General features: G+C 70.1%; 15 protein-coding genes. 9 read left to right on the top strand and 6 right to left on the bottom strand.

Annotated elements, in window-relative coordinates:
• Positions 1–33: 33 nt before the first annotated feature.
• Entirely contained in the window at positions 34–2,601 is a 2,568-nt protein-coding gene (topA, locus tag ACYQ0J_RS08990) for a type I DNA topoisomerase (protein WP_460171825.1), read from the top strand.
• Entirely contained in the window at positions 2,601–2,864 is a 264-nt protein-coding gene (locus tag ACYQ0J_RS08985) for a hypothetical protein (RefSeq protein ID WP_143004337.1), read from the top strand. The genes topA and ACYQ0J_RS08985 overlap by 1 nt, the downstream gene beginning before the upstream one ends.
• Here the strand turns inward: ACYQ0J_RS08985 and ACYQ0J_RS08980 are convergent.
• The 3 genes from ACYQ0J_RS08980 to ACYQ0J_RS08970 form a co-directional block, all read right to left on the bottom strand.
• Positions 2,746–3,930 (bottom strand): VanW family protein, encoded by a 1,185-nt coding sequence (locus ACYQ0J_RS08980; protein WP_460171824.1) that lies wholly within the window; start codon positions 3,928–3,930, stop codon positions 2,746–2,748. The genes ACYQ0J_RS08985 and ACYQ0J_RS08980 overlap by 119 nt on opposite strands.
• 176 nt (positions 3,931–4,106) lie before the next feature.
• Positions 4,107–4,817, bottom strand: coding sequence for a pseudouridine synthase (locus ACYQ0J_RS08975; protein WP_460171823.1), 711 nt, complete (start codon positions 4,815–4,817; stop codon positions 4,107–4,109).
• Entirely contained in the window at positions 4,814–4,954 is a 141-nt protein-coding gene (locus ACYQ0J_RS08970; RefSeq protein ID WP_176758142.1) for a hypothetical protein, read from the bottom strand. The genes ACYQ0J_RS08975 and ACYQ0J_RS08970 overlap by 4 nt, the downstream gene beginning before the upstream one ends.
• 19 nt (positions 4,955–4,973) lie before the next feature.
• On the opposite strand from ACYQ0J_RS08970, the gene ACYQ0J_RS08965 reads away from it, so the two are divergent.
• Entirely contained in the window at positions 4,974–6,101 is a 1,128-nt protein-coding gene (locus tag ACYQ0J_RS08965; protein WP_460171822.1) for an alanyl-tRNA editing protein, read from the top strand.
• Between the two features lie 4 nt (positions 6,102–6,105).
• Positions 6,106–6,876, top strand: a complete 771-nt coding sequence (locus ACYQ0J_RS08960; protein WP_460171821.1) for an SDR family NAD(P)-dependent oxidoreductase — start codon at positions 6,106–6,108, stop codon at positions 6,874–6,876.
• A gap of 69 nt (positions 6,877–6,945) precedes the next feature.
• Here the strand turns inward: ACYQ0J_RS08960 and ACYQ0J_RS08955 are convergent, their stop codons facing one another.
• Positions 6,946–7,488, bottom strand: a complete 543-nt coding sequence (locus tag ACYQ0J_RS08955; protein ID WP_460171820.1) for an FAD-dependent oxidoreductase — start codon at positions 7,486–7,488, stop codon at positions 6,946–6,948.
• A 67-nt stretch (positions 7,489–7,555) separates the two neighbouring features.
• On the opposite strand from ACYQ0J_RS08955, the gene ACYQ0J_RS08950 reads away from it, so the two are divergent.
• Genes ACYQ0J_RS08950 through ACYQ0J_RS08940 form a run of 3 tightly spaced genes read left to right on the top strand, consistent with a single transcriptional unit; the run spans position 7,556 to position 11,025 of the window.
• Positions 7,556–8,893 (top strand): PASTA domain-containing protein, encoded by a 1,338-nt coding sequence (locus tag ACYQ0J_RS08950; protein WP_460171819.1) that lies wholly within the window; start codon positions 7,556–7,558, stop codon positions 8,891–8,893.
• Positions 8,893–9,222 carry a YraN family protein gene (locus tag ACYQ0J_RS08945; RefSeq protein ID WP_460171818.1) on the top strand — a complete coding sequence of 110 codons (330 nt, stop codon included), beginning with the start codon at positions 8,893–8,895 and terminating at the stop codon, positions 9,220–9,222. The genes ACYQ0J_RS08950 and ACYQ0J_RS08945 overlap by 1 nt, the downstream gene beginning before the upstream one ends.
• A 15-nt stretch (positions 9,223–9,237) precedes the next feature.
• The gene (locus ACYQ0J_RS08940; protein ID WP_460171817.1) at positions 9,238–11,025 is read left to right on the top strand and encodes a menaquinone biosynthesis decarboxylase; all 1,788 of its coding nucleotides are present in this window, start codon (positions 9,238–9,240) and stop codon (positions 11,023–11,025) included.
• 84 nt (positions 11,026–11,109) lie between these two features.
• Here ACYQ0J_RS08940 and ACYQ0J_RS08935 read toward each other — a convergent pair whose 3' ends face one another.
• Positions 11,110–12,057, bottom strand: coding sequence for an HD-GYP domain-containing protein (locus tag ACYQ0J_RS08935; RefSeq protein ID WP_460171816.1), 948 nt, complete (start codon positions 12,055–12,057; stop codon positions 11,110–11,112).
• Positions 12,058–12,098: 41 nt separating this feature from the next.
• Entirely contained in the window at positions 12,099–12,707 is a 609-nt protein-coding gene (locus ACYQ0J_RS08930) for a DUF4388 domain-containing protein (protein WP_460171815.1), read from the bottom strand.
• 70 nt (positions 12,708–12,777) lie between these two features.
• On the opposite strand from ACYQ0J_RS08930, the gene trmB reads away from it, so the two are divergent.
• Both trmB and ACYQ0J_RS08920 read left to right on the top strand, forming a co-directional pair.
• Positions 12,778–13,713, top strand: coding sequence for a tRNA (guanosine(46)-N7)-methyltransferase TrmB (gene trmB / locus ACYQ0J_RS08925; protein WP_460171814.1), 936 nt, complete (start codon positions 12,778–12,780; stop codon positions 13,711–13,713).
• Positions 13,714–13,730: 17 nt separating this feature from the next.
• Positions 13,731–14,067, top strand: a 337-nt coding sequence (locus ACYQ0J_RS08920) for an aminotransferase class I/II-fold pyridoxal phosphate-dependent enzyme (protein ID WP_460171813.1), incomplete at its 3' end; no start/stop codon positions are given.

The following is a 14,067-nucleotide window of genomic DNA, read 5'->3' as shown; positions in this document are numbered from 1 at the left end:
CAAGGCCGCCCTTGCGCTCCTAAATAGGGGGCGATGCCGACCAAGGGAGCACGCCAGGCCGTCCCCCGGGCCAAGCCGGAGGCCGAAAGGGCCGCCACCCTGGTGGTGGTGGAGTCCCCGGCCAAGGCCAAGAGCATCCAGAAGATGCTGGGCCCCGGCTACGAGGTGCGGGCGAGCCGGGGCCACGTGGCCGACCTCCCCGAGCGGGAATTGGGCGTGGACGTGGACCGGGACTTCGCCCCCACCTACGAGGTGAAGAAGGACAAGAAGGCGGTGGTGGAGGAGCTGAAGCGGGCCGCCCGGGGCAGGCGCCTCCTCATCGCCACCGACCCCGACCGGGAAGGGGAGGCCATCGGCTGGCACGTGGCCCGGCTCCTGGGGCGCGACCCCAAGGAGCCTCTCCGGGTGGAGTTCCACGAGATCACCCCCAAGGTGGTGCGGGAGGCGGTGGGAAGGCCCAGGCCCATAGACCAGAACCTGGTGGACGCCCAGCAGGCCCGCAGGGTCCTGGACCGCCTCTTGGGCTACAACCTCTCCCCCCTCCTCTCCCTGGAGTTCCGCAAGCGGGCCCTCTCCGCGGGCCGCGTGCAGAGCGTGGCCTTGAGGCTCGTGGTGGAGCGGGAGGAGGAGCTTCAGGCCTTCCGCCCCGAGGGCTACTGGGTCTTGGAGGGGCTTTTCCAGGTGGCTGCTTCTCCGTCAGGAGAACACATCGAAGGCGCCACCTTCCCCGCCCGGCTCCACGAGGTGGCGGGCCAGCGCCTCTGGACCGGCCAAGGGGAAAAGGAGGGCAGGCTCCACCTCAAGACCGAGGCGGAGGCCAAGGCCCTGGCGGAGGAGGCAGCGCGGGCGGCCTACCGGGTGGCCCGGGTGGAGGTGAAGGAGCGCCGCAAGTCCCCCCCGCCCCCCTTCACCACCTCCACCCTGCAGCAGGCCGCCTCCAGCCGCCTGGGCTACACGGCGAGCCGCACCATGCGCATCGCCCAGCGCCTCTACGAGGGGGTGGACCTCCCCGAGGGCACCGTGGGCCTCATCACCTACATGCGCACGGACTCGGTGCGGGTCTCCCCGGAGGCTTTGGCCCTGGCCCGGGAGGTGATCGGGAAGGCCTTCGGCCCCGCGTACCTGCCCGAGGAGGCGCGGGTCTACCGGAACCGGAAGGGGGGGGTGCAGGACGCCCACGAGGCCATCCGCCCCACCGACCCCAGGCGCACGCCCAAGGACGTGCGCCCTTACCTCTCCGAGGAGGAGTACCGCCTTTACGACCTCATCTGGCGCCGCTTCCTGGCGAGCCAGATGAAAGACGCCCTCTACGAGGGGACCGCCGTGCTCCTGGAAGGAGGGCGGTACACCTTCCGGGCCTCGGGCTCGGTCCTGAAGTTTGAGGGCTACCTGAAGGCCTGGGGGCAGGCGGCCTCGCCGTCAGGCGAACCCTTGGAGGCCCCCTTGCCCGAGGGCCAAGCGGGCGCGGAAGAGGAGGAGGGCCCCCCGGTGCCCGCCGTGCCCGAAGGGGCTTCGGCCCGGCTCCTGGAGGTGCGCCTCGAGGCCCGCGCCACCGAACCCCCGCCCCGCTACACCGACGCCAGCCTGGTGAGGACCATGGAGGAGCTGGGCATCGGCCGCCCTTCCACCTACGCCCCCACCCTGGAGACCCTGGAAAAGCGGGGCTACGTGGAGCGCAAGGGGCGCACCCTTCTCCCCACCCCCCTGGGCCGCCAGGTGGTGCACTACCTCAAGGAGCGCTTTCCCCGGGTGGTGGCCTACGAGTTCACCGCCCGCATGGAGGACCACCTGGACCAGGTGGAGGAGGGCAAGACCCCCTGGCCCAAGGTGGTCTGGGAGTTCTACGAGCCCTTCCTGGCCGAGCTGGCCCAGGTGCCCAAGAAGAGCTGCCCCCGGTGCGGCCGCCCCCTGGAGCTGAAGGTGAGCCGTTTCGGCCAGTTCCTGGGGTGCACGGGCTACCCCGAGTGCACCTACACCGAGCCCCTGGAGCGGAAGGAGGCCGAACCCATCGGGGAGGCCTGCCCCCGGTGCGGCAGGCCCCTGGTGCGCAAGGAGGGCCGCTACGGGAGCTTCATCGCCTGCACCGGCTATCCGGAGTGCGGCTACACCCGGGACGACGGCCAGCCCACGGGCCACGCCTGCCCCAAGTGCGGAAGCCAGGTCCTGGAAAAGCGGAGCAAGCGGGGCAAGCCCTACTACAAGTGCGAAAACAAGGCCTGCGACTTCCTCTCCTTCTACCCCCTTCTTGAGGAAACCTGCCCCTCCTGCGGCTGGCCCCTGGTCCAGCGGGGGGAGAAGGCCGCCTGCATGAACCCCGCCTGCCCGGCCCACGACCCCAAGCTGGTTCCCGCAAGGGCCAAGCCCAAGGGGAAGCCCTCCCGGGGGGGAAGCCCCTCGGCCGCCAAGCCCCCCGCCCCGCCCCGGGACTGGAACGAACTCAAGGCCTTCCTCCCCGGGCTACCCGAGGCCGAGAGGAAGGCGGTGGAGGCCTTGGCCCAAGGCCAGCCCCTTTCCGAGGAGGAGGCCAGGCTCGCCAAGCGGGCCCTCTTCAAGCTCCGCATGAGGAAGGGCCGGGCCAAGAAGGAGGTGGCCCGGGCCTGATGGAAAGCTTTAAGCTCCACCTCCTGCGCCTGGCCCGGGAAGGCCGGGTGGAGGTGCCGGGCCTCCCCCTTAGGGCCTACACCCTGAGGGCGGGGGAGGAGCGCGCCCAAGGGGCCTTTTACCTCCTTTTGGAAGGGGAGCTGGTCATTGACCTGCCGGAGGGGCGGTACCTTCACCTGCGGCGGGGGGAAGGGGCCTGGGTGAAGGAGCCCCACCGCCTCCTTCCCGTGGAGCGGGCGGTGCTCCTGGAGCTTCCGGCTTAGGCCCCACCAAATAGACCGCCCCCCAGGGGCGGTAGACGCTCACCACTTGGTCCTCCCGCACCTGCCCGTCCCGGTAGCGCACGGTGCGCCGCACCAACACCTTGGCCCCCTCGGCGGCGAAGTCCACCTGCTTGCGCGTCCCCGGGGGCAAGGAGGGGTCCGGGATCTCCCTGGGGGGCAGGGGCGGCTTGCGCTCGGAGACGAAGGGGCTTTCCCAGCGCACCTCCCGGTCCTTGGTGCCGAAGAGATGGAAGCGGAGCCTGGTGCCCACCACGGAGCGCTGGACCAGGAGGTGCCCTGGGGTGTCGTTCAGGACCTTCAGGTCCTTGTAGGGCTGGAACACCGCCGCGTCCAGCCCCGGGGGCTTGTAGTAGGCCACCTGGTAGCTGTGGGCGTGGCGCTCCAGGAGGGGAAGCCCGGCGAAGAAGAAGGCCCGGAACAAGGTGGTGGAGACCTGGCAGACCCCGCCCCCCACCCCCTGCTCCGTGCGGTCCCCCACGATGACGAAGGCCTCCTTGTACCCCTCCTCCTCGGTCACGGGCCCCAGGGCCTCGTTGAAGGAAAAGGGCCCCGGGGGGATGAGGAGGCCGTCCAGCTTGGCCGAGGCCAGGAGGAGGTTGTGCCTCCGTTCGGGGCTCGAGCCCCTAAAGTCCGTCTCCCCCGTGGCCAGGTGTTCCCGCACCCCCAGGGCGTGGAGCTCCCGCAGGCTCGGGCTTGGGGGGAGGTAGCGCACGGGGAGGCGGAAGCTCTTCTTCCCCTGCGCCCGGGCCTCCCGGTAGGCGGCGAGGGCCTCCTTCTCCTCAAAGGCCAGGCCCTTCTTCTCCACCCCCCGCCATTTCCCCTCTTGGAAGACAAACCGGGGGGGACGGGGTTCGCGGGCGAGCTTCTTGAGGAGGGCCTTGAGTTCCCCTTCCGAGGCCACGGGGTAGCGCTGGACCCCGGTGTAGGTGCGGAGTTCCCCCTCCTCTATGACCTCCTCCTGAAGCACAAGGAGCGCCTCCAGGGCCGGAGGGCCGCCTTGCGCCAGGGAAAGGCCCAGGAGGAGGGCGAGGCTTAGCCGTTTCATGGGGCGAGGGTACCACGGCTTGAGTCAAAGGGGTGTGAAAAACCCCGAGCCCCTACACCTTGCGTTTGCAACATGGAATGGCCTGGCCAAGGCCCTCAAGGGGTTGCGCCTTCACAAGGGGTGCCGGGGGTAGGGCTTTTGGGGCTCCTGCTCTGGCCTGCGCCAGGGCATGGCACTTAGGGGCGAAGCCCCACCGCCCGGTAGAGGGCCCCTTCCTCCGCCTCCGTGAGGGGGCGGGCCTCCCCCAGGGGGAGGTCGCCGAGCCCCAGGGGGCCCAGGGCCAGGCGCTTGAGGTAGAGGACCCGGTTCCCCCGGGCCTGGAACATGCGCTTCACCTGGTGGAAGCGCCCCTCCTTAAGCACCACCTCGGCCCAGGTGGGGTCTTCCAAGGGGTGTAGCTCGGCGGGGAGGGTCCTCTTGCCGTCTAGGATTAGGCCCTCCAGGAAGGCCTCCTGATCCCTAGGCTCCACGGGCCTTTCCAGGCGCACCAGGTAGCGCTTTTCCACCTTGTGCCGGGGGTGGGTGAGGCGGTGGAGGAGGAGGCCGTCCGTGGTGAAGAGCAAAAGCCCCTCGGCGTCCTTGTCCAGGCGGCCCACCGGGGAGAGGTCCCGGGTGGGGAAGCCCTGGAGGAGGGCGTAGACGGAAGGCCCCTCGATCCGGCTCGTCACGAAGCCCCGCGGCTTGTGCAGGAGGACGTGGAGGTGGCGGCGCACCTCCAGGGGCCTTCCCTCCACCTCCAGGGAGGCCCCTTCCGGCACGTGGAAGCCGGGGTCCCGCACCACCTGGCCCAGGACCCGCACCCCCCCTCGGCGCACCAGCCGGGCCACCTCCTTGCGGCTTCCGAGGCCCAGCCGGGCGAGGAGCCTATCCAGCCTTTCCCCTTTCATAGCTCCAAGGCCCCCTCCAGCCACCAGAGGGCGCCTTTGGCCTTCAGCCGGGCGAACTCCTCGGGGGTGAGCCCCCGGGCCTCCCCCAAGGCTTCCCGCACCCACCTGGCGAACTCCTCCCGGTCCAAGGGCGCCACCCTTCTTATCCTAAAGGGCATGAGGCTTTACCAGCTGGACAGCTACGCCACCCGCTTCCAGGCCCGGGTGGAACGGGCCTGGACGGACGAAAAGGGGCACCACGCGGTGCTCTCCCAAACCCTCTTCTACCCCGAGTCCGGGGGGCAGCCCGCGGACACCGGGGTCCTCCGGGGGCCTTTCGGTGAGGTGCGGGTGCTTCACGCCTACGAGGAGGAGAAGGCCTTTGGGGACGTGGTCCACGTGCTTTCCGCTCCCATCCCCGAGGGGGTGGAGGTGGAGGGGGAGATTGACTGGCCGAGGCGCTTCCGCCACATGCAGCGCCACACCGCCCAGCACCTCCTCTCCCAGGCCCTCCTCAGGGCCGGGGGCTACCACACGGTGGCCGTGAGCCTGGATGGGCCCGTGTGCACCGTGGACCTGAGGGAGGAAGTGGAGGAGGAGAAGCTCCGCCAGGCCGAGGCCCTGGCCAACTTCGCCGTGTACGCCGACCACCCGGTGGAGGCCTTCTTCGTCTCCGAGGAGGAGCTTTCCCGCTACCCCCTCCGCCGCCCCCCCAAGGTGCGGGGGAAGGTGCGCCTGGTGAGGATCGGGGACTTTGACCTGGCGGCCTGCGGGGGAACCCACCTGAGGACCAGCGCCCAGGCCGGGCCCATCAAGGTCCTCAAGTGGGAGCGGTACAAGGGAGGGAGCCGGGTCTCGTTTACGGCGGGCTGGGAGGCCCTGGAGGACTACCACGCCAAGCACGCCCTCCTCGCCCGCCTGGCCCTGGCCTTTTCCACCAACCCCCTGGACCTGGAGAAGCCCGTGGGGAAACTCCAAGAGGAGGCCTACGCCCTAAAGGGGGAGAACCTGAGGCTCAAGGAGGCCCTGGTGGAGGCCCTCCTGCCCCGGGCCTTGGCGGAAGGGGTGCTCCTCGTCCCCGGGCCCGTCCTGGGGGATCTGGCCAAGAGGCTCCTGGCCTGGGGCGAGAGAACCTTCCTCCTGCTTTCCCCCGAGGGGCGCTTCGCCCTCCTGGGCCCCGGCAGGGAAAGGGCCCTGGAAAAGCTCAGGGCCCTGGGGGCCAAGGGCGGGGGCAAGGAGGTGGTCCAGGGGGCCCTCCCCAAGGAGCGGGTGGCGGAGGCCTTGGACCCGGGGCTTATAAGCTAAGGGCATGGGGCTTTTTGAGGGGAAGGGGGTCCTGGTGACGGGGGCGGCCCGGGGCATCGGCCGGGCCATCGCCCGGGCCTTTGCCCGGGAAGGGGCTTTGCTGGGCCTTTGCGACCTAAGGCCCGAGGGGCGGGAGGTGGCGGAGGAGGTGGGGGGCTTTTTCGTCCAGGCGGACCTGGCCGAGGAGCGGGGCCGGGTGCGCTTCGTGGAGGAGGCCGCCCGGGCCTTGGGGCGGGTGGACGTGCTGGTCAACAACGCCGCCCTTTCCGCCCCCGGATCGGCCCTCACGGTAAAGCTCTCCGAGTGGCGAAGGGTCCTGGAGGTGAACCTCACCGCCCCCATGCACCTTTCCGCCCTGGCCGCCCGGGAGATGGCGCGGGCCGGGGGCGGGGCCATCGTCAACGTGGCCAGCGTGCAGGGGCTTTTCGCCGAGCAGGAAAACGCCGCCTACAACGCCTCCAAGGGGGGGCTCGTCAACCTCACCCGCTCCCTGGCCCTGGACCTCGCCCCCCTGCGCATCCGGGTGAACGCGGTGGCCCCCGGGGCCATCGCCACGGAGGCGGTCCTGGAGGCCATCCTCCTCTCCGAGGATCCGGAGAAGACCCGCCGGGACTGGGAAGACCTCCACGCCCTAAGGCGGCTGGGCCAGCCCGAGGAGGTGGCGGAGGCCGTGCTCTTCTTGGCCTCGGAGAGGGCCAGCTTCATCACCGGGGCCATCCTCCCCGTGGACGGGGGGATGACCGCCAGCTTCATGATGGCGGGCCGGCCCGTATGAGCCACCCCCTGCTGGCCCAGGCCAGCCTGGGGGCCCCGGTAAAAGGACCAGGAAAGAGGGTACGAAAGCCTACTTAGCGTGGTCCTTGTAGGGCTCGCCCCTCAGGTCGGAGATGAGGTGCACGGCCACGTAGGCCCCATCCCCCGCGCTCACGATGGCGTGACCCGGCACCTTGCCCCGGGCCACCCCGGCGGCGTAGACCCGGGGGTAGCTGGTGCGCCCGCCCTCGTCGGTGTCCACGTGGGTACCCTTGCGGGCGAGGCCCAGGAGGGAAGGCAGGGTGGGGTCCTTGTGGGTGCAGAGGAGAAGCCTTTCCGCCTCCTCCACCCCTTCCTCCGTCTCCACCGCAAAGACCCCCCCGAGGTCCCGCACCCCCTTCACCACGCCCCTCCGGATCTCCGCCCCGTAGCGGCGGGCGTGCTCCCGCATCCTCCGCAGAAGCTCCTCCCCCGAGGGTTCGTCCAGAAGCCCCGGGTAGTTGGGGACCTGGCTCACCTGGGCGATCTTGGCGTGGCCCCCGTCCAAGACCAAGACCTTGAGGCCCGCCCGGGCCAGGAAGAGGGCGGCGGAAAGGCCCGCTGGGCCACCGCCCACCACGAGAACGTCCCACATACCTTCTAAAGTATAGGCTGGGATACCCGGAAAGCGAAGGGCGGTCCCGGGGTATAATCGGCGGCGCATGGTTCTGGACGACCGCTACCCGGTGCTGGAGACCCTCGAGGCGCGGGAGGGCGTGACCCTCTACCGGGTGGAAGGGGGGCTCGTCTTCTTCTTCCAGGTGCACACGCCCGAGGAGCGGGAGCGCTTTTACCGTTACCGGGCGGCCCTGAAGCGCCTCATGGAGCTCGGCCTCCTGGAGGCCCAGGTTTCCGCCAAGCCGGGGCGCTACTACGCCTTCTTCCCCGAAAAACCCCTCTCCCGCAAGCCCCCGCCCCAGGCGGCCCTGGAGGCCCTGGCCCCCTTGGGCTTCGCCCGGGAGCACCTGGCCGTGGCCGAGGAGGGCGGGGTGGCCTACCTCTCCCCCTGGCCCCTGGGCCGGGCCGTGCCCCAGGGAAGGCCCGCCCGCCCCAGGCCCGGCTTCCTCCTGGGGGTGGCCCCGGGCCTGGTCCTGGCCTTCCTCGGCCTCTGGCTCCTCGCCTTGGGGGTTTACCGCTACTTCAACCCCCCGGAGTACGTGGTGCCGGAGCTGGTGGGCAAGACCGCCCGGGAAGCCTTCCTGCTCCTCAAGGACACCGGGCTCCGCCTGGAGGTGGCCGAGGGCAACGACCCCACCAAGCCCAAGGAGGTGGTCCTGGACCAGGAGCCCCCTCCCGGCACCCGCCTCCGGGAGGGGCGGAGCGTGCGCCTCGTCCTGAACCAGGCCCGGCTCAACCCCCTGCCCGACCTGCGGGGCCTGCGCCAGGAGGAGGCGGAAAGGAGGCTCGCCGAGCTCGGGTTTCGCCTCGAGGCCACCTCCCAGGTGGAAAGCCCCGAGCCCCTGGGCACGGTGCTGGCCACCGCCCCTCCCCCCAACACCCCCCTGGCCCCGGGGAGCGGGGTGAGGCTTCTGGTGTCCCGGGGGGCCTCCCTGGGGCCCACCGTGCCCCTGCCCCAGCTCACGGGCCTGGACCGGCAGGAGGCCCTCTTCCTCCTGAACGCCGCCGGGCTTCAGGCCCAGGTGGAGGAGGTGCCCTCCGGGGCCCCCCCGGGCACGGTCCTGGCCCAGGAGCCCGCCCCGGGAACCCCCATGCCCCCAGGGGGCGGGGTGCGCCTCCGGGTGGCCGTCCGGGGCGAGGTGCTGTTGCCGCCATCCCCCCCTGAGCCCGAGCCACGCCCGGTGGCCTTCACCCTGGACCTGCCGCCGGAAGCCGCGGGCCGCCAGGTGCGGCTGGTGCTCTTGGACGCCCGGGGGGAGCACGTCCTCTACGAGGGGCCGGGAGAGGAGGGCCTGAGGCTCTCGGGCACCTACCAGGCCCAGGGAGAGGCCCGCTTCCGCCTCTACCTGGACGGGGAGCTCTTCCGGGAGTGGACGCCCTAATGCGGGGCGCCTGGGCCGAGGAAGCCGCCCTCCGCCACCTCCTGGGGCGGGGCTACCGGCTTTTGGGGAGAAACCGCCGCACCCCCTTCGGGGAGGTGGACCTCTTCCTGGAAAAAGACGGGGTCTACGTGGTGGTGGAGGTGAAGCAAAGGCGCACGGACGCCTTCGGCACGCCCTTGGAGGCCATCACCCCGGGGAAGGTGAGAAGGCTTCTCCAAAGCGCCCGCTTCCTCCTGGGCCGGGACGACCTGCCGGTGCGCCTCGAGGCCATCCTGGTCCACGGCACCCCGAAGGACTTCCGCCTGGAGCACCTTGTGCTGGAGCTCTAAGGGTAAGCTTTAGGCGTGTTTAGGAACCTTCGGGCCTACCTCGAGGCCTTGGAAAGGCGGGGCGAGCTCCACCGGGTGAAGGTCCCCGTGAGCGCCGAGCTGGAGATCGCCGAGATCGCGGACCGGGTGGTGAAGGCGGGAGGCCCCGCCCTCCTCTTCGAGCGGGTGGTGGGCAAGGACTTCCCCGTGGCCATCGGGCTTTTCGGCACGCGGGAACGCACCGCCTTCGCCCTGGGGGTGGAGGATCTGGACGAGCTGGCCCGCAAGGTGGAGCTCCTCCTGGAGCTAAAGCCGGGGAAGGGGGGGCTTTCCGCCCTTTTGGGGCTCCTCCCCAAGCTCCCCCTCCTCCGGGGCTTCTTCCCCAGGCGGGTGCGTAAGGCCCCGGTGCAGGAGGTGGTCTGGCGGGGGGAGGAGGTGGACCTAAACCGCCTTCCCGTCCTCAAGTGCTGGCCCCTGGACGGGGGGCCCTTCCTCACCCTGCCCCTCGTCATCACCAAGGACCCGGAGACCGGGGAGCTCAACCTCGGCATGTACCGCATGCAGGTGCTGGACCCGAGGAGCACCGCCATGCACTGGCAGCTCCACAAGGTGGGCCGCCGCCACCTGGAGAAGGCCAAGAGGCTGGGGAAAAGGCTGGAGGTGGCCGTGGCCCTAGGGGGAGACCCCGTCCTCACCTACGCCGCCACCGCCCCCCTGCCTCCCTTGCCGGGGATAAGCGAGTTCCACCTGGCGGGCTTCCTCCGGGGGGCCCCCATGGAGCTCGCCAAAGGGGTTACGGTGGACCTGCCGGTGCCGGCGGAGGCGGAGTTGGTCCTGGAGGGCTACATAGACCCCGAGGAGCCCCTGGTGGAAGAGGGCCCCTTCGGGGACCACACGGGGTTTTACACCCCCATAGACCTCTACCCCCGCTTCCACGTGACCGCCATCACCCACCGGCGCAAGGCCATCTACCCCGCCACCCTCGTGGGGGTCCCCCCCATGGAGGACGCCTACCTCATAGAGGCCACGGAAAGGCTCTTTCTCCCCGCCCTCCGCCTCGTCCTCCCCGAGGTGGCGGACTACCACATGCCCCCCGAGGGCGTGGCCCACAACTGGGTGAACGTGAGCCTCAGGAAGGCGTACCCGGGGCACGCCTACAAGGTGGCCTACGGGATGCTGGGCCTGGGGCAGATGATGTTCGCCAAGGTGATCGTGGCGGTGGACGGGGACGTTCCCGTAAAGCCTGGCCTTCCCGCCCTTCTGGAGGCCCTCAAGCACGCCCTTCCCGGCCGGGACACCCTCCTCCTAAGGGGCCCCATGGACGTCCTGGACCACAGCGCCCGGGCCTTCGCCTTCGGGGGGAAGCTCCTCATAGACGGCACGAGGAAGCTCCCGGAGGAAGGGGGGGAGGTGGCCTTCGCCCCCAAGGCCCATGCCGAGCTTCCCCAGGACCCCGAGGTCCGGGCCCAGAGGCAGTGGCCGGGCCTCTGGGGCGTGGTCCTGGCGAAGGGACGCCCCCACCAGGCCTGGGAGGTGGCGGGAAGGCTTCTAAGGGCCCCGCAAAGCGCCGGGATCCGCCTCCTCCTCCTCGCCGATGAGGACACGGCCCTAAGCCCTGAGGAACTCCTCTGGTACGTCCTCAACAACATAGACCCCGAGCGGGACGCCCGGGTGATGCCGGGCGTGGAGGGGCCGGTCCTGGTCCTGGACGGCACGAGGAAGCTCCCCGAGGAAGGCTTTCAGAGGGTCTGGCCCGAGAGGATCCGCATGGACCCCAAGGTGAAGGCCCTGGTGGAGGCGAGGTGGGAGGAGTACGGCTTCTAGTACCGCCCCCTGCTGGCTTGCGCCAGCACGGGGACCCCGCGCGTGGCCACCGGCCCCAGGGGAGGCCTCCCGGGGTAAGGGCCCTTAACCGGTACGCAAAGCCCGGTTGCGCAAAAGCCCGCTCCGGAAAGCCCGCACCACCTCACGGGAAAGCCGGCCTTCCTTGGCCTCCTTCTCCACCACCGCCAAGGCCTCCTCGGGGTTCAGGGGCTTGCGGTAGGTCCGCACGCTGGTGAGGGCATCGTAGATGTCCGCGGCGCTCACCGCCTGCACCAGAAGGGGGACCTCGCTCAGGCCGTCGGGGTAGCCGGAGCCGTCCAGCTTCTCGTGGTGCCAGCGCACGTAAGGGCGCAAGCGGGGGTAGGCCCGGAGGGGCCTTAGGATCTCGTCCCCCTTGAGGGGATGCGCCCGGATAAGGCGCCGCTCGGCCTCGCTAAGCGGGTAGTCCCCGCGGAGGATATGGTCAGGGATGCCGATCTTGCCCACGTCGTGCAGGAGGGCCCCAAGGCGGAGGTCCGCCAGCTCTTCCTCCCCGGCCCCGAGCTCCTCCGCCGTCCAGAGGGCGTACTCCGCCACCCGCTCCCCATGGCCGGCGGTGTAGGCGTCCTTGGCCTCCACCGCCCGCATGAGGACGAGGAGGGTCCGCTCCAAGTCCTCCAGCTTCTCCTGCAGCCGGCGCCGCTCCAGATGGCCCTTCACCCGCAAGCGGAGCTCGGCGAGGTCCACGGGGCGGTTGAGGAAGTCGTCGGCCCCCGCCTCAATGCCCCTTAGGCGCACCTCCCGGTCCCCGTCCGCGGTGAGGAGGATCACGGGAAGCAAGGGATCCTGGGCCTTGAGCCTCCGGGTGAGCTCCAAGCCGTCCACAAGCGGCATGTGGAGGTCCGTAAGCACCACCTGGGGGAACCCGTCCTTTAAGAGGTCCAGGGCCTCTTGCCCGTTGCGGGCCTCCCACACCTCCACCTCGAGGGGGGCCAGGGCCCGCATGAGGAGCAGGCGCTGGACCGGGTCGTCGTCTACCACCAGCACGCGCATGGCTTTCTACCCCGAACCCATGGGGCCAGCCACCACCAGCTTCAGCGGTTCCATAGCCCCCGAATCCCCGAAAGGAGGCCGGCATCCTTGGACCTCCCCCCGGCCTCGGCCCGCTTCACCGCCCCCAGGTGCTGAAGCTTATAGAGGTAAAGGCGCACCTGGTCTAGGGGGATGGAGAGGGCACGGGAAATCTCCTGAGCCGAGGCCCCCCGCTTGAGGTAGGGGAGAGCGAGCTGGAAGAAATCCTTGAAGCGAGGGTCAGCGGGGGAGCTACCCGCCAGGCGAAAGCGGGCCTCCGGGGACGGCAAAAGGGAGCGGTAGGCCTCGAGCTCGTCTTGCAGGGTGGTCAGGGAAAGGAGGACTTTCTCCGTGGGCCAGTTCAGGCGCTCCCTGTGCTTGGGCTTGGCTCCGGGAATGAACTCAAAGCTGCCCTGCCGGGCCAAGAGCAGGGCCTGGAAGACCGCCTTGGCCTTGAGGGAGGGCAAGGGCTTGCCGTGCTGGTCCAGGGAGCGGATGCGCCCGGGCTTCAGGTAGATGGTGGTGGGGGGTATATCCTTCAGGTTCCAAAGCTCCAGCGCCCCTTCCTTCTGGGAAAGGAGGGAAAGGATCTCCTCCAGGGGCATGGAATCCAGGCTGCCAAATAGGGCCATACCTACCTCCTAAGAGCAACCTAGACTTTCCCTGTGCAAGGGGTGTGAAAATCGCCTATAATCCCTCCTCGTGCTGGTGCGCCCCGCCCTCCTTCCCGCCTGGCCCCCGAGGCTTCAGGACCTCTTCGGGCGGGAAGGCCCTTTGGTGCTGGAGATCGGCTTCGGGGACGGGCGCTTCACCGCCTCCCTCGCCAAGGAGCACCCCGACTGGCTCGTCCTGGGGGCGGAGGTCTCGGCGGCCAGCGTCCTCAGGGCCTACAAGAGGGTGCGGCGGGAGGGTCTTGGGAACGTGCGCCTCTACCACGGCACGGGCCCCTTCGCCCTGCGCAACCTGGTGCCTCCCGGGAGCCTCCTGGCCGCCATCGTGAACTTCCCCGACCCCTGGCCCAAAAAACGGCACCAGGAGCGCAGGCTTCTAAAGGAGGCCTTCTTCCGCAGGCTCTCCACCCGGCTCAAGACGGGGGGGGAACTCCTGCTCACCACCGACCACGAGGCCTACTTCCGCTTCGCCCAAGAGGAGGCGGAGCGCACCGGGCTTTTCCGGGTGGAGGTGCGCCCCCCTCCGGAGGCCCATCTCGGCACCAAGTACGCCCTGAAGTGGAAGGAGGAGGGCCGCACCTTCTACCATGCGGCCTTCATCAAGGTGGCCGAGGCCCAAGAACCCTGGCCCCCCATTAGGAGGTACGCCGTGGCCCATGCGCTTTTGGAAGGAAGCCTCCCGGAAACCCTGGCCCTGCCCCAGGGGCCAGTGGCGGTCCGGGGAGGTGTGGCGGTGTTTTTGGAGGTGGCTCGAGGCCAAGGGGGCTTTTACGTGCTCACCCACGTGGAAGAGGAAGACCTCACCCAGGACCTCCTCCTGGAGGTGCGGCGAAGCGCCCACGGGGTCTACGCGGGGGTGAGCCGCTTCGGGAGCCCCCTCATCACCGAGGGGGTGAAGGGGGCGGTGCGGGCCCTGGTGGGGGAGCTGGAAGCCCTGGGCCTAAGGCTCAGGCAGGACCACACCTGAACCGGTAAGATAGCCCCATGGAGCTTCCTCCCCGCCAGGATTCCCTGAAGTGGAGCGCCTATCCGGAGGACGTGCTTCCCCTTTGGGTGGCGGACATGGACTTCCCGGTGGCCGAGCCCGTGCGCCGGGCAATCCGCGAGCGGGCGGAGGGCTTTTTGGGCTACCCGCCCCGGGAGGGGGATGCCGAGCTCAAGGCCCTCCTGCTGGACAAGGCGGGCCTTTCCGGGGAGGTAGCCTTCATGCCCGGGGTGGTGGTGGGGCTTTATGCGGCAGTGGCCGCCTTCACCGCCCCCGGCCAGGGCGTCCTGACCCAGGTACCCGTCTACCCCCCCTTTCTGGCCGCCATCCGTGAGC

It is taken from the genome of Thermus sp. FJN-A (assembly GCF_054655095.1).
This window is presented reverse-complemented; position numbering and strand designations above follow the sequence as displayed.